The sequence below is a fragment of the Paraburkholderia sediminicola genome, from assembly GCF_046026895.1.
Taxonomy (GTDB): domain Bacteria; phylum Pseudomonadota; class Gammaproteobacteria; order Burkholderiales; family Burkholderiaceae; genus Paraburkholderia; species Paraburkholderia sediminicola_C.
In genome coordinates this window covers 1-23,538 of the sequence record NZ_JAQQEU010000008.1, presented here as the reverse complement: position 1 = coordinate 23,538, position 23,538 = coordinate 1, and the positions used below count along the sequence as shown (strand labels likewise).

Genomic DNA, 23,538 nt, shown 5'->3' with positions numbered 1-23,538 from the left:
AAGCAGTCGTTGCCAATTACTGAGAACACCATGAGCGCCGACTTGTTGCAAGGTTCCTGCCACTGCGGGGCCGTCAAATTCGAAGTTCGTACCGCGATCGTTCCCGCCGGTCGTTGTAATTGCAGTCTGTGCCGTCGCAAGGGAGCACTGATGACGCCGCTGTTCCCCGCCAGCGAACTGAAGATTCTGAGCGGCGAGGATGCGCTCACGCTCTATCAGTTCAACACGAAGGTCGCCAAACACTACTTTTGCAAGCATTGCGGCATCTATCCGTTTCATCAGACGCGCAAGGACCCGCTGCAGTGGCGCGTCAATATCGGCTGTCTCGACGGCGTCGATCCGTATGCGCTGGAAGCCGGCGTCGCCGATGGCGCCAGCCTGTCCGTACTGGAGGACGCGTGAAGCGGCTATTGGCGATCGTCGTCTTCCTGACCGGAGGACTCGCGGCTGAACTGGCGCATCCGCTGCAATGCTCGCTGATCCAGGCGAGCGGGGAGCAACTGAAACGACGCAAGAGAGAGGGCCCGCGATCGTTCTGATCTTGAGCGGCGCGCGTGAGCGATCAGCACTGTTGCGATCATGCGCGCGAACCGCATTCCCGTTTGTGCGCCCTGCGGGCGCAGCAAGGTTCGGAAATGGGCATTCGTTCTGCGTGAACGCGAAACAGCACGCCACGCGTTGTAATCATTTTTCATTTCAGGCAGAAAGGGCGCCGATGCCTCATCAATGGCATAACAATTGCCGCGAATCTGGAACGCGATGTCGAACGACGCTGATTGACAATTTTGCGTCACCGAATAAAAGCAGTAAGACTCCGGCAAAGTCGTTCTGCATAAAAGCGAATAATCAAAATCAACAGCACATCGTCCGCTGTCCGTGACAGCTTCGATGAACGATCTATTATTGCCTCGCGTCACAATTCTATCGCCGCCGTTCGGGATCACCCGCTGGATCTGACAGTTCCGGTTGCTCGCGGCTTGCTACTCCACCTTTGGTTGATTACGAGTGAACCGAACCGGCTAACTCCACTAACTATCTGCTCAGCCAGATTTTTAGGACTGGCAAAAAATGATCAATCACGGGTGCTGATCTGCATTCGCCGATGCCTGGGTAGACACCGGGAAAGGTGATGTCACTCGGCCGGGCAGTTATTTACTAGTCCCCGGTTATTTGACAAAACCCTACGGACGTACCATTCTTTTTTGGGTGCGTGGAAGAGAGTTGTACGACCCGGCCGGTCGCTATGAGCTGTGAGGAAACGCGTTACGTTCGTTCAAGATGACCCTAGTTAAAAAGATAATTAAAAAGGAATCCGAATGGCGTCCCCAGCAAAAAAAAGTCGAAGATGCAGCTCACCGGGATGGTGGTGGGCGGTATGAAAAGACATTGCGCGCCGTGACACCGTGAGCTTCCTTTCTCCGTAGGGAGGTTTGATCATGAACAGGCAGATTATCGTGCCGCTTGTTGCTCTTTCCTTTTCCGGCGTCTCTCTGATTGCAATCGCAGCAGGTCCGCCGCCAGATCAAGGCGGCGCACCCATGGCGAGCCCGATGGGCCGCCAGCAGGTCATGCCGTCGATTCCACATCGCGACTGGCATAAGGGCCAACGCATTCCCGCTGAATACCGTCACTACAACTTCGTGATGGATGACTGGCGCAGCCATGGACTCAAAGCGCCGCCGCGGGGACAAAAATGGCTAGGGGTCAACGGAGACTACGTGCTGGTATCGACGAACAACTGGACTATCTCCAACATCGTGGCTGGAACAGAATGACCCGATTCAGCGGCGAATGCGGACAACGTCACGCTGTTTCATTCGCCATAGCCCGCGTTTCAACGTCCGGCGGCGCGCGCGACGATCCTTACGCCGATTGCGCGAGCTTCGTGTTCAACCGGCGCATGCCGCCAAAGACCGCCTCGGCCACGTCCATCGGAAAGTCCTCGGGCAATTGCGCCGACACGGCTTCGATCACCGCGTCGGTTCGCGCAGTCAACTCGTCGATCATTGCCTCCACACTCGCCGCGGACAATCCCACGCGCTGCCCTTCGGCAATCCAGTGCCGCCGCTGGATCTGATTGAGCAGATAGTGGACGTTCTTGCTACGAACCGCCATCGCCAGTTTGACCTTTTGCGCGGGTAAGCGGCCCGCGCCCGCGCCGATGATCGGATGCGCGGAAAGCACATCGTAAAGCGGAGTGGATTCGTAGCGGTTGCGCGGCAAGTGCGCGATGCTGAAGTTTTTCGCATGACCGTCGGTCGCGGCGAGCAGCCAGAAGATCATCTGCGTCGTGAAGAAGTTGCGCCGGTCGTTCGCTGCGCGCGCGGAGCCGGACAGCACTTCCATGATCGTTTCGATGCCTGGGCCGCCGTCGGATTCATACTTGTGAAGCGCCGAGGTGGCCGTCGCCTGGCACATGTCCTCCTGAGGAAGCCGCACGATCCATGTTGCGTCGCTGGACGGGCGGCGGTCGAATCGCTCGACGATCAACACCTTCTGATCTTCGAATCGCGCGATTTCACCACGCGCGACAGGTAGCCCATAAGCCGCGACGATCTGCGAGCAGAGCCATTCGTTTTCCACCGACGTGCGCATGTCCGCACGCATGTTGCCGACCAGTCCGAGCGGCAACTTGAAGATATGCGTGGTCGGCGTGCTGCCTTCCGGCAGCAGCCAGCGGCCTCGATGGCGCAGCAGCGCGGTCTTTTCCTGCGCGCCCGCGATCGACAGGCGCAGATCTTCCAGCGGATCGTGCTGTCCGAGCGGGGACGTCGATGTCGTGCCGCGCAGCAGGCCCGCAATCTCGCTGTCGCTGAGTTCGCGTCCGCTGATGCTGGTGAGGTCGGCAGGTGTCTCGTCCGGAGGCAGCATCTGCAGCGCGCCGACGCAGTCGCGGCCGAGCGCGGCAAGCAGTGCGAATGGCGCGGTGCTGCCGGTCCGGTAGCGCGTGGCGATACGGCGGCGGATCGGTTCGCTGTCGGGCAGCAGGTTGTCGAAATAGTCCGCGACGACCTGGCCGCGATACGGCTGGTTGCCCGGCGTGAAAGGCAGCGACAGGGACAGCGGGCGCCCCTGCGGATCGTCGATCCAGTCGTCGCGATACACGAGGCGTTCGCCGTGGCGGGTCGTTTCCCAATGGCCGACTGGCAAGCCGTTCATCCACAGATTCAGGCGAGTGGGTTGCGTGCTGCGGGCCATGCTTACCAGTCCTCCCGTTTCTTGCCGGCGCTGCGGGATTTCGCGGCGGCGCGAGGAGCTTTAGACGCGGTGGCGTCGCGCGGCTTTCGCGTGGCTTTGCTGGCGGCCTGTTTCGCAGGGCGTGCGGCGCGCGGCTGCGTTGCGGAGGAATCTTCCTGCTTGCGCGACGCTGACGTTTTGCGCTTTACATTGCCCGCCGCTGCCGCCGACGCATTTTTCGCGGGACGCCCGGCCGCCGCAGGGTCCGCCGGTTGCGTGGCGCGCGGGGACGACGTGACATTTCTCCCGGCGACGCTGCTTGCCGATGACCCGTCTGCGGTTGGGGTCAGCTTCAGATCGACCTGTAGCACCCGCAAGACCTTGAGAAGCCGTTCCACGCTGACCGTGGCCGGATTGGCCTCGAGTTGTGCGTAGGTCTGCTGCGTCACGCCGAGATGGCTGGCCATTGCCGCCTGGGTGAGCCCGGCGGCCTTCCTGAAGCCCTGCAGAATCGGTTTCAACTGGCTCAGTGTCTTGATGGGGTAGTCCACGGTTCATCTCCGGCAGGTGCTTCGGCACCTCGACAGGTTAAAGCCTGTAAATTTCATATACAGTCTATACGCTGTATTTAGCGAATACAAGCCAAAGGCTGTCAATGCCGAATGCGCGGCAAGAGGGCATCCGCGCAGGCCATGCCGGGTCGCAGGGCGTGTGGGCGCAAGTTGGACGCGGCGTCGTGGGTATGGGCGTCATGGGAGACCGGCGATTACGATGCAACTAACGGTCAAGCCACTTCCTACCCGCCCGGCTGCTCCGCAGCCCGTCAGGCGCCATCAGGCGCCATCAGGCGGAAGCGGCCGCCATCGAGCCTACGGCATGTGCCCATGCATGGCGGCGCAATCCGCGCGATGAAGCCCCCTTCGATTGCTTCATTGAAATCGACACACGGCGGCATTGGGAAGGCACGAACACATCCACAATTCCACACCGTCTTTCAGAATTTTCCGGTGTTTGCTGGATGAGACGTGCTTTATTCTGAAGACGATTAAAACGTATAAACGTCGAGTGTCACGGTGATTAAGTCAAGTCTGAGCCGATTGCGTCCGGTCATTAAAGCGAGAAGCTGTGTCAGTCGAGTGTGGAATGTCGTTGCCACGAAACTTCACATGGACTTCAAAGATACAGTGCGGAATTGCCGGGGTTAACTTCATCCTGGCAAACCCTCCAGGCTGTTGTTCTGGCACTCAGGCATCGCATCCGCGCAATCGCGCCCGTAAGTCGGTGTAAAGAATCTATCGAAGTGACACTGGTGAAATTGCATTTTCAAACTTCAGAAGCGAAATGCATGGCAGGCGATTCGATTACGGATTGCTTTTTTCTTTGTTCATTTAACATGCATTTAACAAAGACTCGATTGGCATGAAATGCGACTCCACGGGGAATTTTCGGCCAGTTTATTAATTGTTTCTTCAGAAGAATTAACTTTCCATTTATTCAGAATAACTATAATGCGCGAAATTGCTGTGGTTGGAATGGCATGCCGCCTTCCGGGCGGACTGGACGATCTCGATTCGCTACTGGCCGCCCTTCGTGAACGTGTCGTCACCGCCGGGCCCATACCGGCGGATCGCTGGGATGCAGCCCGTTATTACTCCGCTGACGAGAGCGTGAAGGGCAAAGCCTATGTCGACCATGCCAACTTCCTGAAGCAGGACGTCCGGTCGATCGATGCGGAGTTCTTCGATCTGCCCGCGCGCGTCGCCGAGAACCTCGATCCGCAGCAGCGGCTCTTGCTCGAACTGATCTGGGAAGCATTCGAGAACGCCGGTCTCGACCTGCCCGCTCATGCGGGCCGCAAGGTCGGGGTGTACGTCGGCGGCTTCATGCTCGATCACATGATCACGCTGATGCAGACCGCAAACCGCGCCCGGCACAACGCCAACACGGCAGCCGGCATGATGATGACGATGCTGGCGAACCGCTTGTCGCACGTCTTCGACCTGCGCGGGCCGAGCCTGTCGATCGACACGGCCTGCTCGTCGTCGCTGGTCGCATTCAGCTACGCGTGCCGCGATATCTGGTCGGGCGAGTGCGATATAGCCGTGGTCGGCGGCGCGAACATCATGACGCGGCCCGAATACTCGATCGGCATGAGCAAGGGGCAATTCCTGTCGCGCGACGGGCAGTGCAAATCCTTCGACGCACGTGGCGACGGCTACGGCCGTGGCGAGGGCGGCGGCATCGTGCTGCTGAAGACGTTGGAGAAGGCGCTTGCCGACGGCGACACGATTCTCGCGACCGTCGCGGGCGCGGGCGTCAACTCGGACGGCCGCACGCCTGGCATCTCGATGCCGAGTGCCGACGCGCAAAGCCTGCTGATCCGCGAAGTGTGCGACCGCTTCGCCATCGATCCCGCGCAGGTGCGCTACGTCGAATGCCACGGCACCGGCACCGCGGTGGGCGATCCGCTCGAAGCGGCGTCGATCGGCTCGGTGTACGGCGCGGGCCGCCACGGCGACGAGCGCGTGGTGCTGGGCTCGATCAAGAGCAACATCGGGCATCTGGAGGCGGGTGCGGGGATTGTCGGCGTGATCAAGGCGGTGCTCACGCTGATGCATCGCGAGGCGTTCCCGCTCGGCAACCTGCAAACGCCGCATCCGGGCATTGCGTTCGAAGAGCTGGGCGTGCGTCTCGCCGACAAGTCGATCGCGCTTGCCGGTCCGCACGAGTCATGTCTTGTCGCCGTCAATTCATTCGGCTACGGCGGCACTAACGCGCACGTGGTGCTGCGTTCGGCGTCAGCAGTACCGCACTCGAACGTGCCCGAAGCGCTCGCGCGTGCGCGTCCCGAAGGCTTTCCGTTGTACCTGCCGTTGTCCGCGCGTAGCCAGCCGGCGCTCAAGGAACTCGCACAACGCTATCACGACCTGCTGTCGAAGCCCGGCGCGCCGGTCGCCGATCTGCTGCATTCCGCCGCGCTGCATCGTGCTCCGCTGAGCCATCGCGCGGTCGTGCTGGGCGCCGGTAAGGGCGAATTGCGTGACGCGCTCGCCGCGTGGCTGCAAGGCGGAAAATCGGAGCACGTGATCACCGGCCAGCAGGTTGTATCGTGCCGCACGCTGCCTGTGTGGGTGTTCACCGGCATGGGTCCGCAGTGGTGGGCGATGGGCCAGCACCTGTATCGCGACGAGCCCGTGTATAGCGCAGCCGTCGACCACGCGGACCGCATCTTCCTGCGCATCGCCGGCTTCTCCATTCTCGCGGAAATGCTGAAGAGCAAAGCGGAATCGCGGATGACGCAGACCATTTACGCGCAGTCGGCGAACTTCATGATCCAGTGGGGCATCGTCGCCGTGCTGCGCGCCGCGGGCATCACACCGGGCGCGGTGGTGGGCCACAGCGTCGGCGAAGTGACGGCCGCTTGCGTGAGCGGCGCGCTGAGTCTCGAAGACGCATTGCGCGTCAGCTACGAGCGCAGCCGCCTGCAGGCACGCACGGCGGGCAGCGGCAGCATGCTCGCGGTGGGCGGCCTGGACCGCGAGGGTGCCGCCGCGCTGCTGCAGCCGTTCGAAGGACGTGTCGAAATCGCGGCGCTCAACGGGCCCGGCACGCTCACGCTGTCGGGTGAGACGGCAGTGATCGAAGCGCTTGCCGCCGAGCTTGGCGCACGAGAGATATTCCACCGCGTGCTGAACGTGGAGGTGCCTTACCACAGCTACCTGATGGACCCGATCCTCGACGAACTCGCTTCGTCGTTGAGCGCGATCGTCCCTTGCGAGCCCCAAGTGCCGATGTATTCGACAGTCACGGGGCGCCGTGCACAAGGGCCGTCGTTCGGCGCAAGCTACTGGCCGCACAACGTGCGCCAACCGGTCGCCTTTGCCGACGCGGTCCAGTCGCTGCTCGACGACGGCTTTACCGCTTTTGTCGAGATCGGCCCGCACCCGGTATTGTCGAGCGCGCTGCGCGATTGCGCGAAAGCGCGCGCCAAAGAGATCCGCCTGGTCGAGACGTTGCGCCGCAACGAGGCGGAGCATGTGCGTCTGCATCGCGCCGTGGCCCAGGTGTTCGCGAGCGGCTGCGAAATCGATTGGACGAGGCTCAGCGGGCAGGGCCGCGCGATCCCGCTGCCGAACTATCCATGGCAACGCGAGCGCGCGTGGGTCGAAACCGAGCGGGCGGTCCATCAGCGCGTGGGCGCGACCGCGCGTCCTCTGCTCGGCAGCGAGCAGTATCCCGCGCCCGACGTGTGGATCAACGACCTTGAACACCAGGGCCTGGCTTATCTGAAAGACCATATCGTCGCCGGCACGGCGATCATGCCGGCCGCGGGTTACGTGGAGACGCTGCTCGAAATCGCCACGTTGCTGCATCCCGATGCACCGGGCTGGCGCGTCAACGATGTGGAAATCCGCGCGCCGTTGGTGATCTCCAGCGATCGCGCGATCGACTACATCTCCAGCTACGAGCGCAGCACGTGCCGCGTGTCGATTCGCAGCATCGAAAGCGGCAAGACCGGCGATGGGCAATTGCATCTCACCGGCAGCGTCGGCGCATTGCAGGCTGCGGAAGTTCGTGCTGTCGATCTGACCTCGCTGAAGGCGTCGCTGTGCGTCGAGCAGGATCCGGCGTTGTTTTACCGCGAGCTGTCGCGCATCGGTTTGCAATATGGGCCGCATTTCCGGTCGGCGCGGTCGCTGCGAATCGACCCGCAAGGCGGGCGCGTGCTCGCGCTGATCGAGCGCGGCCCCGACTTGCGCAGCGCCGGCTATTGTGCGCAGCCCGTGATGCTCGACGCCTGCTTCCAGGTGCTCGTCGGCATGCTCGACGACAACGAATCGACGTTCCTGCCAACCGGCTTCAAGGAGTTGCGCCTGCTCGTGCCTGCATTGCCGGACCGTTACTGGTGCGAGGCGGTGCGGATCGACGCCACGCCGCGCCACGTCGACGCCGACCTGACGATCGTCGATGACGCGGGCCGCGTGCTCGCGGTGATTCGCGGGCTGCGCCTGACGGCGTCGTCGGCGAAGGTTGAGCGTACCGATGCGCACGGGGACCTCGTGAAGCTGCAAATGCCGCGCTACGAATGGGCCGATGCTGGCCGCCTGTCCGAACCGAGGCGGCTCGGCCACTGGCTGATCGTGGAAGAGGCTGGCACGGCGACGCTGGCCGAGCGGCTGGCCGGCGGACTGGAAGCATTCGGCGCGCGCGTCTGCGCGCGGCTGAACGCGGGTTCGTCGTTCGCCGCCGAGGGTGTGCGGATGACCGCGCGCCCCGATTCGGCCGACGACATCGCCCGCGCACTGGAAGCCGCCGGCGCGCTGCATGGCGTGGTGTTCATCCACGGCGCGAACGCGAAGCTCGACGGCGCCGACCCGACCGGTGCGCAGGCATTGCTCTTCATGCACGCGGTGACGCGCCAGCTTGCAGGCTTGCCGGTGGCGCAGCGGCCACGCGCGTATGTGCTCACACGTGCTGCGTTCAAGACGAGCGAAAACGATGCGCCCGTGCAACCCGCGCAGACTGCGTTGAATGGCTTCGCGCGCGTCGCTTTCAACGAACTCGAAGGCATGCGGTTCAGTACCGTCGACATTCCGGCGGCCGCCAGCGAAGACGATGTCGACGGGGCGATCCTCGAATTGCTGTGCGACGCGCCGGAAGACGAGGTTGCGATCCGCCGCGGCCGCCGTCTCTTCAGCCGCCTCGCGGTGAGCCCGCTGCTTGCGCAGCCGCGCATCGCGCCGGTGCCGCTGAGCGCGGACCGCGCAGTCCAGGTTCGCCATGCCGCCGAGCATGAAGAGCATACCGGCAGTGTCAAGCTGATCGAGATCGCCCGCCCGCTCTTGCGAGACGACGAAATCGAACTGAAGGTCGATTGCGTCGCATTGACGATGCGAGCGTTGCGCGGGTCGAACGGAGACACGCTCGATCTCGACTTCGTGGAAGTGGTGGCAAGGGTCCAGCGCGTTGGTGCGGCAGTGGCCGACCTGCGCGTCGGGCAGCGCGTCTACGGTCTCGCGCCTGCCGAATTCGCCAGCCACATTCGCGGGCCGCGCCCGGCCTTCCATCTGGTCGAAGTGGCCGACGGCGCAGCCGCTTCTTCGCTGCTGCTCGCCGCCGCGCGGGAAGCGGTGGCCGACCGCGTGGTCGAGCAAACCGACCTCGACGAGCACGCGCGAGTGCTCGTCGAAGCTGACGAACTGGGCTTGTCGGTGCACGCCGCGCTTCGCCGGCGCGGCATTCATACCACGCTGCTCGCGTGTCCGGACACCGGCGTCGCGCAGCAGGCCGCCGGCTGCACGCCGATCGCGGCCACCCATGCCGCGCTCGAAGCGGCAGTCGCCAGTGTCACGAACGGCAAGGGCTTCGACGCGATTGTCGGACCGCTCGCCGCGTGGGCCGACACCTTCGGCTGGCGTGCGCTTGCCGAAGGCGGCGTGCTGATCGACAGCGGGCAGCGCGCACGTGCATTCACGCTGCCGAACTCGGCTGCGTCGGTCGTGCGCGCCGATCTGTCGGTGCTGACGCAGCGCGCCGAGCGTTTCGCCGCGGCGCTGCGCAAGGCCGTCGAGCGCGCGGGCCGTGGCGAATTCACACCGGCCGAAAGCCTGTCGGTGTCGATCGTCGATCTTGCCACCAGGAAATTTGCGCTGCCCGATACCGACATTCCACTGATCGTCAGTTTCGACGATGCATCCACCGCGTTGCAGGTTCACGTGCTCGAAGCGTTGGCCTTCAGGCCCGATGCGACTTACCTCGTGACGGGCGGCCTCGGCGGGTTCGGTCAGAAGACCGCGCGCTGGCTGGTCGAGCGCGGCGCGCGTCATCTCGTGCTGGCCGGACGCAGCGGCGCGGATACGCTTGAGCGACGCGCGTTCGTCGACGATTTGCGCGGGCGCGGCGCAAACCTCGTCTGCGTGAAGTGCGATTTCGCGCACGAGGGCCAGGTGCGCGACCTGTTCGCCACGATGGCGGCCACAGCGCCGCCGCTGCGCGGCGTGTTCCACGCGGCGGCGGTGATCATCGACCAGCCGATCGTCGAACTGGTCCCGCAAGACCTCGTCGCGGTGATGAGCGCCAAGGCCGAGAGCGCGCGTCTGCTGCACGAGCTGACCCGCGAGATGACGCTCGACTACTTCGTGCTCTATTCGTCGATTGCCAACCTCGTGGGCAATAGCCGCCAGGCCAGCTACGTCAGCGCCAACGGTTTTCTTGACGGCCTCGCATGGCACCGCCGCGCGCTTGGACTGCCGGCCACCAGCATCAACTGGGGGGCGATTGCCGACGTCGGCGTGGTGACGCGCGACGAGAAGCTCGAACAGTTCATGCGCTACATGGGGCTGCGCGGCATGGACTCGGCCGAGGCGTTGCGCTGGCTCGAACGCGCGATGCTGCGCGATTTCACGCAACTCGGCGTCACGCTGATCACGAACTGGAGCGAGTGGGGGCGCTACGAAACGCTCGGTGCGCAGTCGCCCCGCTATGCGCAGCTGATTGCCGCCGACGCGAGCCCGGACGCCGATCCCGCCGCCGTATTGCGGGCCGAACTGGTGGAACTGCCGGCCGCCGACCGCTTTACGGTGTTGGCGAATCTGGTCGCGTCGCTGATCGCCGATGAACTGGAAACCGCGACGGACGCTATTCCGGTCGACAGGCCGATTCTCGATCTCGGCGTCGATTCATTGATGGCCACCGAAATCCAGTTGCTGCTCAGCCGCGATCTCGGCATCGGCGTATCGGTGCTCGAGATTCTGGACGACCTGACGATCCGCGCGATCGTCGACAGGGCGCTGACCGCGTTCGGCTGGGGCGATGCGAACGACAGCGTCGCGCCGGCGGCCCAGGCTGCGTGATCGCGGGTTGACCCGGGCCCGCTCCAGCAACATCAAAGAGAGTTGAAGATGAGTTCTGACAATCACGTCGAGCGGCTGCGCGCCAGATTGCTCGGTAAACAGCGCGCGGCGACCGTCGGCGACGAGGTGTCCGCCGCGCGCGCCGTTGCGCCGAAGATCACGATCGGTCCGGAGCATTACGACTTCGCGCGGTTCCCCGAACTGCGCGAGTACGCGAACACGCGCTGGTACTACGACAAGCAGGGCTACGAATGGAACATGTTCCGCGAGCATGTCGACGTGGCGGGTCGGCGGATGATCAATTTTTCGTCGTACAACTATCTGAACCTGTCGGGCGACCCGCGCGTGCAGGCGGCCGCGAAACAGGCCACCGACGACTACGGAACGTCGACGGGGTCCGGCCGCATCATCATGGGCGAGATCCCGATCTTCGGCGAGTTCGAAAAGGAACTGGCCCAAGCGCTCGATGTAGAGGACGCGGTGCTCGGCGTGAGCGGCTACGGCACTAACGTCGCGGCGGTCGGCTATCTCGCGCGCAAGCAGGACCTGGTGCTGTACGACGAACTGGTCCACAACAGCATGCTGGTCGGCGCGAAGTTGAGCGGCGCGCGCCGCTTCGCATTCGCGCACAACGACTGCGACGCGCTGGAGCGGCTGCTGGTCGAGCATCGGGGCAACTTCGAGCGGGTGCTGATCTTGACCGAAGGCGTGTTCAGCATGGACGGCGATATCCCCGATATTCCGCGGCTGATCGAAATCAAGAAGCGCCATCATGCGCTGCTGATGGTCGACGAAGCGCATTCGATGGGCGTGATCGGGCCGCGCGGGCTCGGCGTGGTCGATCACTTCGGTCTGAACGGCGCGGACATCGACATTCATTACGCGTCGATGAGCAAGGCCTTTGCGACGATCGGAGGCTACGTTGCCGGGCGCCGCGAGTTGATCACGATGCTCAAGTACTACGCGCCGGGACTCGGGCTCTATATCGCGTCGCCGAGTCCGGCCAACGCGGCGGCCGGACTCGCGGCGCTGCGCATCATGCGCGCGGAGCCGCATCGCGCGCGATGCACGGTGGAGAACGCCGGCTATTTCCGCGAGCAGGCGCGGCTGGCGGGCTTGAACATCGGGCGGAGCGAAGGTTCGGCGGTGATCCCGGTGATGCTGCCCGACGCCGAGCTGGCGCTGTGGATGGCCGCGCGCATGTTCGACAACAACGTTTTCACATTCCCAATGATCTTCCCTGTCGTGCCGCGCGACGCCGCACGTCTGCGCTTCTTCGTCAACACCGCTCACACCCGCGAACAGATCGACCGCACGGTTCGTCTGCTGGCCGAGCTGAAGGCCGTCGCGCCGGCTAGCAAGGGGCTCTTTTGAAGCAGATTCGGATTGACGCGTTCGGTGTGCCGTCGCAGGCCGCGCGCTGCGTCGAGGTCGCCGCTCCCGGCGCGCCGTCGGCGTGGGAAGTGCTGGTCGATGTCGAGGCTTGTGCGATCAATCCCGCCGACCTCGCGCGGCTCGCCGGCCGCTACGGCGAATTGCCGAGGCTGCCCGCCACCGTCGGCCTGGAAGCGGTGGGACGGGTCGTCGCTTGCGGCGCTTCGGTGCGCGAGCTGGCCGTAGGCGACCGGGTCATCGTGATCGGCAACGACAACTGGTGTCAGCAGAAGCGCGTGGCCGCGTCGCAAGTGTTCAAAGTCGCGCCTGAGCTCGACCCGCTGCAACTCGCCGCGCTCAAGGTGAACGCCTGTACCGCGCTCGAACTGGTGCGCCGCCACGCGGCGCTGGAGCGCGGCGCGTGGATCGTGCAGACCGCGCCGCTGTCGGGTGTCGGGCGCGCGGTGATGCAGATCGCGCGGCACGATGGCCTGCGCACGCTGAATATCGTGCGGCGTGCCGACGCGATCGCGCAGGTGTGCGCGGCGGGCGGCGACGTGGCGCTTTTCGATGGCCCGGAACTCACACAGGCGGCCCAGGCCGTCACGGGCGGCGCGCCGATGATGCTCGCGCTCGATGCGGTCGGCGGCGATGGTGTCGCGCGTCTCGCGCCGCTGCTCGAACGCGGCGCCACGATTGTGAACTACGGGATGTTGTCGGGCAGGCCGGTTCAACTCGACAGCGACGCGCTGATCTTCAGAGGCATCGGCCTCAAGGGTTTCTGGCTGACGCAGCGTTTGGCGCGCATGACTCTCGCGCAGCGCGACGCGCTGATGGCGGAAGCCGTCGAGCTGCTGCGCGCGGGCGTGCTGCAGGTCGAAGTGGCCGCGGCCTATCCGCTCGAAGCGGTCGGCAAAGCATTGCGCCATGTGGACGAGCCTGGGCGTCGCGGCAAGGTCTATTTGCTGCCGAACGGGCCGATTGGCTTAAGCGGCTCGGTTGGCCCTGTCGTGCCGATCGCCGGCGTGGCCGCGAGCTCGCAGAGCACGTCGCCAGTCCCCGCCACTTCGGGCCACCTTTGGACAGACATTCGGGACGTTCATGAAACTCGAACTGCATGAATTCGCTTTGCCTCACACGCATAGCGCGGCGGCCACGGGCTATGCGATGCCAGTCGCCCGTCTGAGCGGCGTCGGTAAAACATATGGCCAGGTCCACGCGCTCGCCGATATCAATCTGGATGTTCAGGCCGGCGAGATGCTCGCGATTGTCGGTCCGTCCGGCAGCGGCAAGACCACCTTGCTGAATCTGATCGGTCTGCTGGACAAGCCGTCGGCCGGAGAGGTCGACCTGCTGGGTGAGCCGACCGCTCGCCTGAGTCCGGTCGAGTACGCGCGGCGCCGTCAGTCGTCGATCGGCTTCGTGTTCCAGAGCTTCAACCTGATCCCTGTGCTCGACGCGCTCGACAACGTCCTGCTGCCATTGCGGCTGGCCGGTCGCACAAGCGCCGCGCAGACCCTACAGGCGCGCGAACTACTCGATGAAGTGGGACTCGACGGGCACCACCACAAACGCCCGGAGCGCATGAGCGGCGGACAACGCCAGCGCGTGGCGATCGCACGCGCGCTGATCGCGAACCCGCAACTCGTGATCGCCGACGAACCGACGGCCAGTCTCGACAGTGGCAACGCGCGCGCCGCGATGCAACTGTTCCAGCGCCTGAATCGCACGCACGGCGTGACCTTCGTGTTCTCGACGCACGATGACCGCGCGCTGAACTATATGACCCGCTCGGTACGCCTGTGCGACGGACGGCTGCCTGATGGAGATGAACGTTGACGCATTCGCTGCTTCTCGCGTTGAAGAACGCTTTCCGGAACCGTCGCCGCAGTTTTGTCACGCTCGCGGCGATCGCGCTCGGCCTTGCCGCGATCAATCTGTTCAGCGGCTATATCGCGAACGTCTATGCGGGACTCGAGCAGCAGGCCGTGATGGGCGAGCGCCTTGGGCATCTGACAATCTTCCGGCGCGGCTTCCTGCTGGAAGGCAAGCTGAAGCCGAAACGCTATCTGTTCACGCAGGAAGAAGCCCGCAGGCTAGAGGCACTCGTTCTGCGTGAACCGGGCACCAAGCTGGTGTCGCCGCGCCTGAGTCTGAATGGCCTGATTTCGAATGGCGAGGCGTCGACCGTGTTCATCGGCGAAGGCATCGTCGCCGAACATAACGACATGCTCGGCGCGGCCGACGAAGGCGATGCCGGCGGCCGGCTCGACCGGCACCGGCAAGCGGGCGTGGCTGTCTCGTCGGATCTCGCGAAGCTGCTCAACCTTCATCAGGGCGAGACGTTCAGCCTGCTCGCGTCGACCATCGACGGCCAGGCGAATGCGGTGGATGCGGATGTCGTCGATATCTTCAACACGGGCAGCGCGGGCACCAACGACAAATATGTGCTGACCACGCTCGGGCTCGCACAGTCGCTGATGAACACCGGCTCGGTGGAGCGCTTCATCGTGCTGCTCGACAACGCGGCATTGACCGAGAAGGTGAAGCTCGACCTGAGCCGCCGATTGCGTGCCGAGGGTTTCGACATCGAGATCAGGACGTGGCAGGAAATGTCGAGCTTCTATACGCAGGTGAAGGGCCTGTTCGACATGATCTTCTCCTTCATTGCAAGCATCGTGCTGGTCATCTCCGCGATGAGTGTGGCCAACACGATGTCGATGGCGGTGGTCGAGCGTACCCGCGAGATCGGCACGTTGCGCGCAATCGGGTTGAGCAATAGAGGCGTGGTCCGGCTATTCGCGTTCGAGGGACTCTGGATTGCGCTGCTGGGCTCTCTACTCGGGCTCGTCGTCACGCTCGCCGCCGCGTGCGCGATCAACGCATCCGGGATCGGCTATACGCCGCCCAACTCGTCCTATCGTGTGCTGCTGCAGGTCGACCTCGACTGGCTGCGCATGGGCGCGATCGCGCTCGCGGTGAGCTTTTTCGCCGTGCTGTGCGCGGCTTATCCCGCCTATCGCGCGACTCGTATCGAAGTCGTCGAAGCATTGAGCTTCGTGTGAGCGCGCAGCCACGGTTCATCGTTTTCTCTATTAGGCAATCAGGTATCCCGATCATGCAGCGTTATAAAAAGACCGTTGTTCTGCTGGCTTCATTGCTTCTGGCGAGCGCTGGCTCACGCGTTGCAGTCGGCGCGACGGCAACGGAAGCCCCAAACGCCGCGCAGATCGTCGCAGCGAGTGACCGCGCGCGCGGCGGCGGTCTGAACGGCGTGCAATGGGTTATCGATATCACCGGCCAGGATTCCGGCGGCCCGATCGACCGACGAACCTATGTCGTGCGCGCGAGCGGCGCGGACAGTCTCGCGGAAGCGACCTATCCGCCGCGCGAAGCGGGCAGCCGCCTGTTGCAGAATGGCCGCAGCATGTGGTTCGGCAAGGCGACATTGACCAAGCCCGTGTCCATTTCGACACGCCAGAAGATGGTCGGCCCCGCGTCGAATGGCGACATCGCTTCGACCAACTACGCGAAGGATTACGACGCAACCTTGCTGCGCATCGAGCCGGTGAACGGTGAAGACGCTTACGTCCTCAATCTGCTCGCGAAGAACAGCTTCGTCACCTATGACCGGATCGTCTATTACGTTTCCATGTCGCGTCTCGTGCCGTTGAAGGCCGAGTTTTATACGGTGTCCGGAAAGATCTTCAAGACGGCCGTGTTCGAGATGAACAACCGGCTGGATATCGACGGCAAGGCGCAGACGTTCGTCAGCAAGATGAACATCCAGGACGCGATCGAAAAGTCGAATTACTCGCTGCTGCAATACAGCGACGTGAAGGCGAAGCAGTTCGACGCCGACACGTTCAACCTCGGTTCGCTGAATCGTCCCTGATCGCAGGCTATCGAAGTCATGCATCTGAAACGGGCCGACGGGCGCCTGCGCCATGAGCCGCGCGGGACGAGGTGCGTCATACTCGGTCTGTTGCGGCTGTTCGCGCTGATTTGCACGGGCATGCCGGGGACGGCATCGGCGGCGGATGGGCAGGACGACGGGGCGTCCGGTGGCATCGTTTTTCAGCAACACACGCAGATCGTCGGCTTTGCGACGGGGACGGTGCTCAACCTGCGCTCACTGGTCAATCCTGACAACCAGATAGCGAAGCTGCCGAGAACCCAGGCCGAAATCGATCCTCGGGTAGATCTGACGCTGAAGGCCGATCCCTGCTATCTGCAACTCAAGCCGCGCGCGTTCTTCGTCTGGCAAGGCAGTACGCCAGGGCAGGGCGCCCGCACGACGACGGACGCGTACCTGAACGAAGGGCGGCTGTCGTGCCAGTTGCCCGGCAACCTCAACGTGGAGGCGGGCCGTAGCGTGCTGCTATGGGGCAGCGCGATACTGCTGTCGCCAAGCAATCCGTTTTTCGCGGAAACGGGCAAGACCGATCCCGTCCGGGAGCAGCTCGGACGGGATATGGTCCGCGTGAGCGCGCAGATTACGCCGGCGTGGAGTGTCGAAGGCATCAGCAACTTCCATGTCGATACGCGCGATCCGACGAAGGCCTACTTCTCTCCTGTTACGGCGCTCAAGGCCAACTGGAGCGGGGACTCGGTGTCGGCAAGCGCGCTCGTGTCGCATCGTAACAATGGCGTGAACCGGCTCGGCGCATACGGGACGTGGACGGTGTCGGACGCGCTGCTGTTGTACGGCGATGCGTCGCTAGGGCAGGGGCGCAATGCGCTTTTCGCCGAGCAGGATGCGCAGGCGCCGGCTGGCTGGACGTTCTCGCAGAATCAGACGCGCGACACTTCATGGCGTGCCAATGCGTTGCTCGGCGCGAGCTACACGCTGCTGTCCGGATGGACCCAGACACTGGAGCTGCTCTACAACGGCGACGGCTATACGAGCGGCGAGAGGCGCGCGTATCAGAACGCGATCCGCTCCGGTAATTCCGCGCTTGCAATGGGTAATGCGGCGGGCGCCGGTTTGTTGGGGCAGGCGTTGAACGCGCAGCAGAGCTTGCTCGGACAACGTTATGCATTGGTGCAGTTGGGCCGCACGGACCTGTTCAATAAACTTGATTTGACGCTGCGCTATATCCAGGCAGTCGACGCGCCATACGGGGGAAATCTGGCGTTGTCGCTCACCTACAAGTTGAGTCCCGCGGCCGAGTTGTTTGCATTCGGACAATGGAATGTCGGCAACCCCCAATCGGAGTTCTTACAGCTTTATCGCCTTTCTGTCATCAGCGGTTTGCACTACTACTGGAACTGAATTCAACGCGGTATGGGCGAGTGAGAATCTCTTCTACTCCCGATCGACCGGCGCCGTTTTCCTTACGTTTAAACTGCTTTGCATCATACTGCGAGGCAAACGCGCTCTTCTGTGAACTGCGCGGAAATGAGCTTGGAAAATATAGAAAACGCCCTAGACTCTATATCGTGCCCCATCGTCGATACCGGACTGGCGGTGCCCCTCGACGCGTCGTGTCCGCAATCAACTCCAGTGCTTCAGGTTGACTCCGCCATTCAGTGCGACGGCGGAATAACAGTCCGGTACGGCAGGTGGCTGTAGGCGGCTATTCCCAGCAACGCCGGAACGGATGACTCCACTGCGTCAGTTGAGACCGAGAAAAGGAGGCCCGATCGGACACAGAGCCCATTCCTCTACATAACACTATCGACGCCACCGGATGCGGTCGGCGCAGGCTGCTGGAGAACATAACTTCCATGGAGTACGTGATGGCAACCAGACCACAATGGCGAACGCTGTTATCTCTGACTTTCCTGACGTTCGCAATGATGAGCAATGTCGCCCGCGCAGAAAGCATTCCGATTGTCACGGGCGAGCAATGGATCCACTCGTCGGATGAAGCCAAGAAGGCGTATCTCGTCGGCGTCGCCAATGTGCTTGAAATCGAGCGGGCGTATTACGCGGGCGATAAAGCCGCCGACAAGGATATCGCGCCGCGCTTCGCGAAAGGCATGCAAGGTCAAACCCTCGACAGCGTGCGGCAAGGACTCGACAACTGGTACGCCGCGAATCCCACCAGAATCCAGCACCCGGTGATCGAGACCTTGTGGTTCGAAATGGTCGTGCCAGGCCTGAAGAAAAACCCATAAAGGAGACGAGCATGAAACGACTTGGATGGATCGTGGGCATTGGGGCGTTCGTGGTCGTGGTCGGCTGCACGGACATGAGCGCGCAGCAGCAGGGCACGATGAGCGGCGCCGCAATCGGCGCGGCGGGTGGCGCAGGCATTGCGGCGATCTCGGGCGGCGACGCGTGGACCGGCGCGCTCATCGGCGGTGCTGCCGGTGGTGTGGCGGGCAATATCAGGGGTGGCCGGCAGTAGGCATGCCGGTCGGAGCGTCGGGGCGATGCAACACGCCCCGCGCTCCGGTCCGGGTCGCAGGGCTCCTCGAAAGCGCGCCGAGCCGCGCCAAGCAGCGGCGTCGTCCGTTGTCGCTCGCATGAATGGCTGTCGGACGAGCCTGCGCGCCGCAAGCACCTTGCCGCGAGAGGACGCCACTCAACACGCTTCTTTTCGCCGCCTTCACGCCGCATCTCGCGCCAAACAGTGAAACGCGGCTGTCAGCTCCGCTTCTCCGCTCGACCGCACCTTACGGCCGGCATACTGCCCGGCAACGCAGGCATGCATTGGTTCAATCCCACAGCCCAACTGATCAAACAACGCGGGAATGCAAGCAAGTGTCAAGACTCGGGCGCATACAACGCGGCCATTCATCGAATTGCGGCAGAGTTTGAACAGATGGATAAAAGACCTTAGGATATCCAGGCGGGATCTTTCAAACGACGCACGCGATGACCGTGGCCGGACGGGAAAGCCAACATCGTACGGGTCGATCGCGTCGGCCATCGGCACGATGCATCGGTCCGAAGACGTTCATGGGGGCACCGGGGGCGCCGATGCTTGCCTTCACGTGGCAGACGCCGACGCGGCGTAGCGGCGTAGACTGATCCTGCTGTATTCCGGATGTGGCGCATCATCGTCTTGCAGGCCGTTGCAACCCTCACCAAGAGGCACGAATGCTACGCACTTCGCTAAAGGTAATAAAGATAAGTGCATTGATTCTGGTCCTGCTGATGGTAGCCGCGCTGGGGATGCGCGCTTGGTACTCGCAGCGTGCTCCGGAACTCGCGGTCTGGCATACCTATGTGCCGCGCGAAATGACGATCCAGGAAATGGACGCCGGTGACTGGAACGCCTACCTCAAGTCGGAGTCGCGGATTTTCGACGACGTGCGCACCAACGTCGTCGAAAAATTGCGCCCGGCCGAGCGCGTGCCGGCGAACCGCTACTACGAAGGCTCGCCTATCTTTCCGGCGCACTTCGCGCAAGACTGGAACCGCTCGTACATACTCGAACCGTCGGGGCCGCCCGTGGGCGCCGTGGTGTTGCTGCATGGTCTGACGGATTCGCCGTTCAGTTTGCGGCACATCGCGCGCCGCTACCGGGACCGGGGCTTTGTTGCGATCGGCATCCGTCTGCCGGGGCACGGCACGGTGCCCGCTGGCCTTACGCGTGTCGAATGGCGTGAATGGGCCGCCGCAACGCGGCTTGCGGTGCGTGAGGCGCGCCGGCGCATCGGTCCCGACAAGCCGTTGGAACTGGTCGGCTTCTCGAACGGCGGCGCGCTCGCGCTGCAATACGCGCTGGATTCCATCGAGAACCCCGCGCTTTCGCGCCCGACCCGCGTCATTCTCGTCTCGCCGATGATCGGCGTGACCCGTTACGCCCGCTTTGCCGGTCTCGCCGGACTGCCGGCGGTGCTCCCGGCGTTCGAACGGGCCGCGTGGCTCGGCATCGTACCCGAGTTCAATCCGTTCAAATACAACTCGTTTCCGGTCAACGGCGCGCGCCAGTCGTACCTGCTCACGAGTACGATCCAGGAGCAGATCATCAGGCTGCATCGTGAGAACCGGCTGGTTGCATTGCCGCCCGTGCTGACGTTCCAGTCCGTGACCGATTTCACTGTCAGCACGCCGGCGGTGATGTCGCAGCTATACGACCAGCTTCCTCAGAATGGCAGTGAAGTCGTGCTCTTCGATGTGAATCGCAGCGTGCGATTCAGAACCTTTTTGCGCGTGGCGTCGTACACCGCGCTCTCGCGGCTGCTACGCACGGGTCCGCAGAACTATCGCACCACGGTCATCGCCAACGCGTCGCCGGAGTCGAGCCAGACCGTTGAGCGCAACGTCGATGCGGGCCAGGTCGAAACGCGCGTCAAGCCGTTGGGCATCGAATATCCGCAAGATATTTTCTCGTTGTCGCACGTGGCTATTCCGTTCCCGGTGACGGACGCGCTCTATGGCATCGCGCCGAGCGACGAGGAAAATTTCAACGAGAACCTCGGCACGCTCGCGCCGCGCGGCGAACGCGGCACGTTGATTCTCACGCTCGACTCGATGTTCCGGATCGCGTCGAATCCGTTTTTCCCCTATCTTCTGCAACGCATCGACGAGGGCATCGGCAAGATGCCACCGCCGGTCGTGCAGTCGCCCGAGCGTTCTCACGAAACTGCCGCCGGGCAGCCGGACCAGACAGCGGACGAATTGCCTGAACTCAACGAGGCGGGCTCTGACGAGCCGTGAGACAGCGATGCGTCACGGCTGGTAAGACGGGTCGACGATCCTCCAGAAGGCCTCTTTGGGTTGCAGGTTGGCTTCGAACAGCAGCGGCAGATTCGTGCGCGGCACCGGCGTCGAAGTCAGCCATGTGTGCTTGTCCGAGTAACCCAGAGCGTGACGGCCCTGATGCTCGGCTCTTGCTCGAGCAGATCGAACACGGCGCGATAGCGCTGTGCCTGCGCGCGCATCACGTCGTTCGGCACGGCGTGACCGAGGTCGGGCAGGCACGCATGCGGGTTGCTCCAGCATTCGCCGGAATCGGTGTAGAGACTCATGTCGTGTTCCGTCACCTGATTCTCGAATCCGAGCGCCGCGACATCGTCGAAAGCCTGCTTGATGTTCGGCAGCGGCGGCCAGTTCACGCTGATGTGCGTCTGACGTCCCACGCCGTCGATCGGCACGCCCTCGGCGCGCAACTCGCGGACCACGGCGAGCAGCTTCGCGCGCTTGCCTGCATCGTCCGTGTTGTTGTCGTTGATATAGAGCTTCGCGTCCGGATCAGCCGCACGCGCCGCACGAAAAGCAATCGCAATGTAGTCCTTGCCGAGCGCGCGATACCACGGGCTGTCCTCGCGATAGACCTGATGGGGATCATCGCTGATGACTTCGTTGACCACATCCCACGCATAGACCTTGCCCCGAAAGTGTGTGACAACGTCAGTTACATATCGCTGCAGGCGCGCTCCCACGATGTCGTGATAGTGTGGACCGTCACGCCAGTATGGCTCGGTCTGCGCCCCGAGCATCTGCGTTTGCGAAGCTGCGATCGTGGTGGTTTCGCATGCCGGTGTTTCCACTTTGCACAGCGGAAACTCGATACCGGGCTGCTGACCTGGCGATTCTTTTCTCCGCAAAGCGGCGTTATCGGCGTGACCATCGAGCATTTCGCGGCGCGCGCGAGAGCGGCCCGCACTTCACGCTCAAGCGCGAAAACGTCGCGGTGCAAACGCGCAATAGCGCGGACGAAGCGACCCAGTGGTTCGCTCAGCGTGCGCATCGTCAAAACCGGCGACTGGGCGGTGGTTTTCCTGCGCGACGGCGAACGCATCACGGGCAGCGGTTTTCGCGGCGCCGGTCATCTGAGCGTCGCGCATCAGAACGACGCGCCGTTCATGTTCGAGCGCCTCGACCTTGGCGTGGGCGAGAACGTGTACGGCTTGGGCGAGCGCTTCACCGCGTTCGTCAAGAACGGCCAGGTGGTCGAGAGCTGGAATCGCGATGGCGGCACCGGCACCGAGCAGGCCTACAAGAACGGCGGCCCTCACGTTTGCGCTTGATTGTGCTAGTCAGCGGAAGTAGTAGTGCATGCCCAGCGTGAAGCTATTGTTGTGCCAGCTGCTGTTTTCTGCGTTTGCGTGGTCGCTGGTCCATTCAGCGGTCACGCCCAGATTCTTCGTCGCGGCGTATTCCACGCCAAGCCCCCAGTGCGGGCGCGTGGCGGGCCAGTCCACGGTGAAGCCTAGACGGGCGTAAGGCATGATCTGACCGAACGGCATGCCAAGCTTCGCGTCTATGCCGCCATCCTTGTACGTTGCGGAACCGTGATGCAGGTCGGCAAACGCTTCAGCGCCGAGCATCAACGGCCCAACATTGAAGCCGTAGCCTGCCGTGAAACCGGGGAAGACTGTCGTGTGCGAAGGCTTGTTGATTTCTCCCGCCGCGCTGGACACGTTTGCACCTACCTTGAAGCCAACGTAGGGTCCGGAGAACAAACTGGCCGTGGGGGCCGACGTGATGTCATCAGCGTGAGCGAAGCCGGATGCGGTCGCCAGGAAGACGACAAGTGTAGCTAATGTTTTTTTCATAAATATTCGATGACGTTCGCGACAGGCAAAAGTGCCTTGCGTGATAACGATGGCAGATGCATTGCGGTGGACCCGATCGTGTCAACGATTGTCAAGTCGCATATGAAAGCGGGTTCCCTTCGCCATGGACTCGACTATGAAGAACCACCCCGGCCGCAGTGATGCCGGAATCGGCGCAACAGAATACGCCGGAAACCGTGCGGGTAGCGACCGCCAGGTCAGTCGCGCATGTAGCCCCTGTATGGCACATGACCCTCTGGCTTGTGATGAAACACGCGCTCCGAAAGGCTTTCCTTCGTGTGGAATGCGCCCGGATTGGCGGCACGGATTCCGGCTACGATCCGTTCAAGCGCTTGATTGGACTTATCAGCGGCAAGCTGCAATGTCCGACGTTCCTGATGAGTGAGATACATGTGACGACTTCTTCTGTTTGCAGACGGGTGACCACACAAATGTAGATGTTTGGGAACTGACCGGGCAGTAGACGAGTATGAAAGCGGGTTCCCTTCGTCATGGGGCACTGTCACGGTGCTGAGATGGTCGAGTAAGATCTCGCGATGAAGAATGCAAGATCGCTTTACCACGGTCATCGCTTTCCGGCGGCGGTCATCAGTTGCGCGGTGCGGTGGTATTTCATGTTTCAGCTCAGCCTGCGTGATATCGTCTTGACGAAGTG

The 23,538-nt window shown here is 63.0% G+C and carries 18 protein-coding genes and 1 pseudogene; 13 read left to right on the top strand and 6 right to left on the bottom strand.

The features are described from left to right. Nucleotides 1-30 precede the first annotated feature (30 nt). Entirely contained in the window at nucleotides 31-402 is a 372-nt protein-coding gene (locus PQR02_RS07935) for a GFA family protein (protein WP_408227987.1), read from the top strand. A 5-nt stretch (nucleotides 403-407) separates the two neighbouring features. On the opposite strand, the gene PQR02_RS07930 is transcribed toward PQR02_RS07935, so the two are convergent. Beyond that, nucleotides 408-944 carry a hypothetical protein gene (locus PQR02_RS07930; protein ID WP_408227984.1) on the bottom strand — a complete coding sequence of 179 codons (537 nt, stop codon included), beginning with the start codon at nucleotides 942-944 and terminating at the stop codon, nucleotides 408-410. A 492-nt stretch (nucleotides 945-1,436) separates the two neighbouring features. Between PQR02_RS07930 and PQR02_RS07925 the strand changes: the two genes are divergently transcribed. Continuing rightward, entirely contained in the window at nucleotides 1,437-1,775 is a 339-nt protein-coding gene (locus PQR02_RS07925) for an RcnB family protein (protein ID WP_408227981.1), read from the top strand. An 88-nt stretch (nucleotides 1,776-1,863) separates the two neighbouring features. On the opposite strand, the gene PQR02_RS07920 is transcribed toward PQR02_RS07925, so the two are convergent. Both PQR02_RS07920 and PQR02_RS07915 read right to left on the bottom strand, forming a co-directional pair. After that, entirely contained in the window at nucleotides 1,864-3,198 is a 1,335-nt protein-coding gene (locus tag PQR02_RS07920; RefSeq protein WP_408227978.1) for a type II toxin-antitoxin system HipA family toxin, read from the bottom strand. 2 nt (nucleotides 3,199-3,200) lie between these two features. Next, complete coding sequence (locus PQR02_RS07915) at nucleotides 3,201-3,728, bottom strand: helix-turn-helix transcriptional regulator (RefSeq protein WP_408227975.1); 528 nt, start codon at nucleotides 3,726-3,728, stop codon at nucleotides 3,201-3,203. A 957-nt stretch (nucleotides 3,729-4,685) separates the two neighbouring features. Between PQR02_RS07915 and PQR02_RS07910 the strand changes: the two genes are divergently transcribed. The 10 genes from PQR02_RS07910 to PQR02_RS07865 all read left to right on the top strand — a co-directional run bounded on the left by PQR02_RS07910 (nucleotide 4,686) and on the right by PQR02_RS07865 (nucleotide 21,021). Next, the gene (locus PQR02_RS07910) at nucleotides 4,686-11,030 is read left to right on the top strand and encodes an SDR family NAD(P)-dependent oxidoreductase (protein WP_408227972.1); all 6,345 of its coding nucleotides are present in this window, start codon (nucleotides 4,686-4,688) and stop codon (nucleotides 11,028-11,030) included. A gap of 48 nt (nucleotides 11,031-11,078) precedes the next feature. Further along, nucleotides 11,079-12,404 (top strand): aminotransferase class I/II-fold pyridoxal phosphate-dependent enzyme, encoded by a 1,326-nt coding sequence (locus PQR02_RS07905; protein WP_408227970.1) that lies wholly within the window; start codon nucleotides 11,079-11,081, stop codon nucleotides 12,402-12,404. After that, on the top strand, nucleotides 12,401-13,525 hold the full coding sequence (locus PQR02_RS07900) for a zinc-dependent alcohol dehydrogenase family protein (protein ID WP_408227967.1): 1,125 nt from the start codon (nucleotides 12,401-12,403) through the stop codon (nucleotides 13,523-13,525). The genes PQR02_RS07905 and PQR02_RS07900 overlap by 4 nt, the downstream gene beginning before the upstream one ends. Further along, nucleotides 13,506-14,243, top strand: a complete 738-nt coding sequence (locus tag PQR02_RS07895) for an ABC transporter ATP-binding protein (protein WP_408227964.1) — start codon at nucleotides 13,506-13,508, stop codon at nucleotides 14,241-14,243. Before PQR02_RS07900 ends, PQR02_RS07895 begins: the two co-directional genes overlap by 20 nt. Then, a complete protein-coding gene (locus PQR02_RS07890) occupies nucleotides 14,240-15,469 on the top strand; it encodes an ABC transporter permease (protein ID WP_408227961.1) in 1,230 nt (409 codons plus the stop codon). Before PQR02_RS07895 ends, PQR02_RS07890 begins: the two co-directional genes overlap by 4 nt. A 53-nt stretch (nucleotides 15,470-15,522) precedes the next feature. Further along, nucleotides 15,523-16,299, top strand: coding sequence for an outer membrane lipoprotein-sorting protein (locus PQR02_RS07885; RefSeq protein WP_408227958.1), 777 nt, complete (start codon nucleotides 15,523-15,525; stop codon nucleotides 16,297-16,299). Nucleotides 16,300-16,317: 18 nt separating this feature from the next. Further along, complete coding sequence (locus PQR02_RS07880) at nucleotides 16,318-17,679, top strand: hypothetical protein (RefSeq protein ID WP_408227955.1); 1,362 nt, start codon at nucleotides 16,318-16,320, stop codon at nucleotides 17,677-17,679. Nucleotides 17,680-18,146: 467 nt separating this feature from the next. Continuing rightward, a complete protein-coding gene (locus PQR02_RS07875) occupies nucleotides 18,147-18,527 on the top strand; it encodes a hypothetical protein (protein ID WP_408227952.1) in 381 nt (126 codons plus the stop codon). A gap of 11 nt (nucleotides 18,528-18,538) precedes the next feature. Then, a complete protein-coding gene (locus tag PQR02_RS07870) occupies nucleotides 18,539-18,760 on the top strand; it encodes a YMGG-like glycine zipper-containing protein (protein WP_408227949.1) in 222 nt (73 codons plus the stop codon). Nucleotides 18,761-19,455: 695 nt separating this feature from the next. Next, nucleotides 19,456-21,021 carry an alpha/beta hydrolase gene (locus PQR02_RS07865; RefSeq protein ID WP_408227946.1) on the top strand — a complete coding sequence of 522 codons (1,566 nt, stop codon included), beginning with the start codon at nucleotides 19,456-19,458 and terminating at the stop codon, nucleotides 21,019-21,021. A 12-nt stretch (nucleotides 21,022-21,033) separates the two neighbouring features. Here PQR02_RS07865 and PQR02_RS07860 read toward each other — a convergent pair. After that, nucleotides 21,034-21,746 (bottom strand): annotated as a pseudogene (locus PQR02_RS07860) (endo-1,4-beta-xylanase). Here PQR02_RS07860 and PQR02_RS07855 point away from each other — a divergent pair. Next, on the top strand, nucleotides 21,642-22,334 hold the full coding sequence (locus PQR02_RS07855) for a hypothetical protein (protein WP_408227943.1): 693 nt from the start codon (nucleotides 21,642-21,644) through the stop codon (nucleotides 22,332-22,334). The pseudogene PQR02_RS07860 and the gene PQR02_RS07855 overlap by 105 nt on opposite strands. Nucleotides 22,335-22,343: 9 nt before the next feature. Here the strand turns inward: PQR02_RS07855 and PQR02_RS07850 are convergent, their stop codons facing one another. Together PQR02_RS07850 and PQR02_RS07845 are read right to left on the bottom strand one after the other, a co-directional pair. Continuing rightward, the gene (locus PQR02_RS07850; protein ID WP_408227940.1) at nucleotides 22,344-22,862 is read right to left on the bottom strand and encodes an outer membrane protein; all 519 of its coding nucleotides are present in this window, start codon (nucleotides 22,860-22,862) and stop codon (nucleotides 22,344-22,346) included. A gap of 218 nt (nucleotides 22,863-23,080) precedes the next feature. Further along, the gene (locus PQR02_RS07845; RefSeq protein WP_408227937.1) at nucleotides 23,081-23,275 is read right to left on the bottom strand and encodes a hypothetical protein; all 195 of its coding nucleotides are present in this window, start codon (nucleotides 23,273-23,275) and stop codon (nucleotides 23,081-23,083) included. Nucleotides 23,276-23,538 lie beyond the last annotated feature (263 nt).

Excerpts from the sequence above, each read along its gene's own strand:
- PQR02_RS07920 (WP_408227978.1), bottom strand. The coding sequence starts at position 3,198 with ATGGCCCGCAGCACGCAACCCACTCGCCTGAATCTGTGGATGAACGGC.
- PQR02_RS07870 (WP_408227949.1), top strand. The coding sequence starts at position 18,539 with ATGAAACGACTTGGATGGATCGTGGGCATTGGGGCGTTCGTGGTCGTG.
- PQR02_RS07905 (WP_408227970.1), top strand. The coding sequence starts at position 11,079 with ATGAGTTCTGACAATCACGTCGAGCGGCTGCGCGCCAGATTGCTCGGT.
- PQR02_RS07925 (WP_408227981.1), top strand. The coding sequence starts at position 1,437 with ATGAACAGGCAGATTATCGTGCCGCTTGTTGCTCTTTCCTTTTCCGGC.
- PQR02_RS07910 (WP_408227972.1), top strand. The coding sequence starts at position 4,686 with ATGCGCGAAATTGCTGTGGTTGGAATGGCATGCCGCCTTCCGGGCGGA.
- PQR02_RS07850 (WP_408227940.1), bottom strand. The coding sequence starts at position 22,862 with ATGAAAAAAACATTAGCTACACTTGTCGTCTTCCTGGCGACCGCATCC.
- PQR02_RS07895 (WP_408227964.1), top strand. The coding sequence starts at position 13,506 with ATGAAACTCGAACTGCATGAATTCGCTTTGCCTCACACGCATAGCGCG.
- PQR02_RS07875 (WP_408227952.1), top strand. The coding sequence starts at position 18,147 with ATGGCAACCAGACCACAATGGCGAACGCTGTTATCTCTGACTTTCCTG.
- PQR02_RS07865 (WP_408227946.1), top strand. The coding sequence starts at position 19,456 with ATGCTACGCACTTCGCTAAAGGTAATAAAGATAAGTGCATTGATTCTG.
- PQR02_RS07845 (WP_408227937.1), bottom strand. The coding sequence starts at position 23,275 with ATGTATCTCACTCATCAGGAACGTCGGACATTGCAGCTTGCCGCTGAT.
- PQR02_RS07885 (WP_408227958.1), top strand. The coding sequence starts at position 15,523 with ATGCAGCGTTATAAAAAGACCGTTGTTCTGCTGGCTTCATTGCTTCTG.
- PQR02_RS07880 (WP_408227955.1), top strand. The coding sequence starts at position 16,318 with ATGCATCTGAAACGGGCCGACGGGCGCCTGCGCCATGAGCCGCGCGGG.
- PQR02_RS07935 (WP_408227987.1), top strand. The coding sequence starts at position 31 with ATGAGCGCCGACTTGTTGCAAGGTTCCTGCCACTGCGGGGCCGTCAAA.
- PQR02_RS07855 (WP_408227943.1), top strand. The coding sequence starts at position 21,642 with ATGGGGATCATCGCTGATGACTTCGTTGACCACATCCCACGCATAGAC.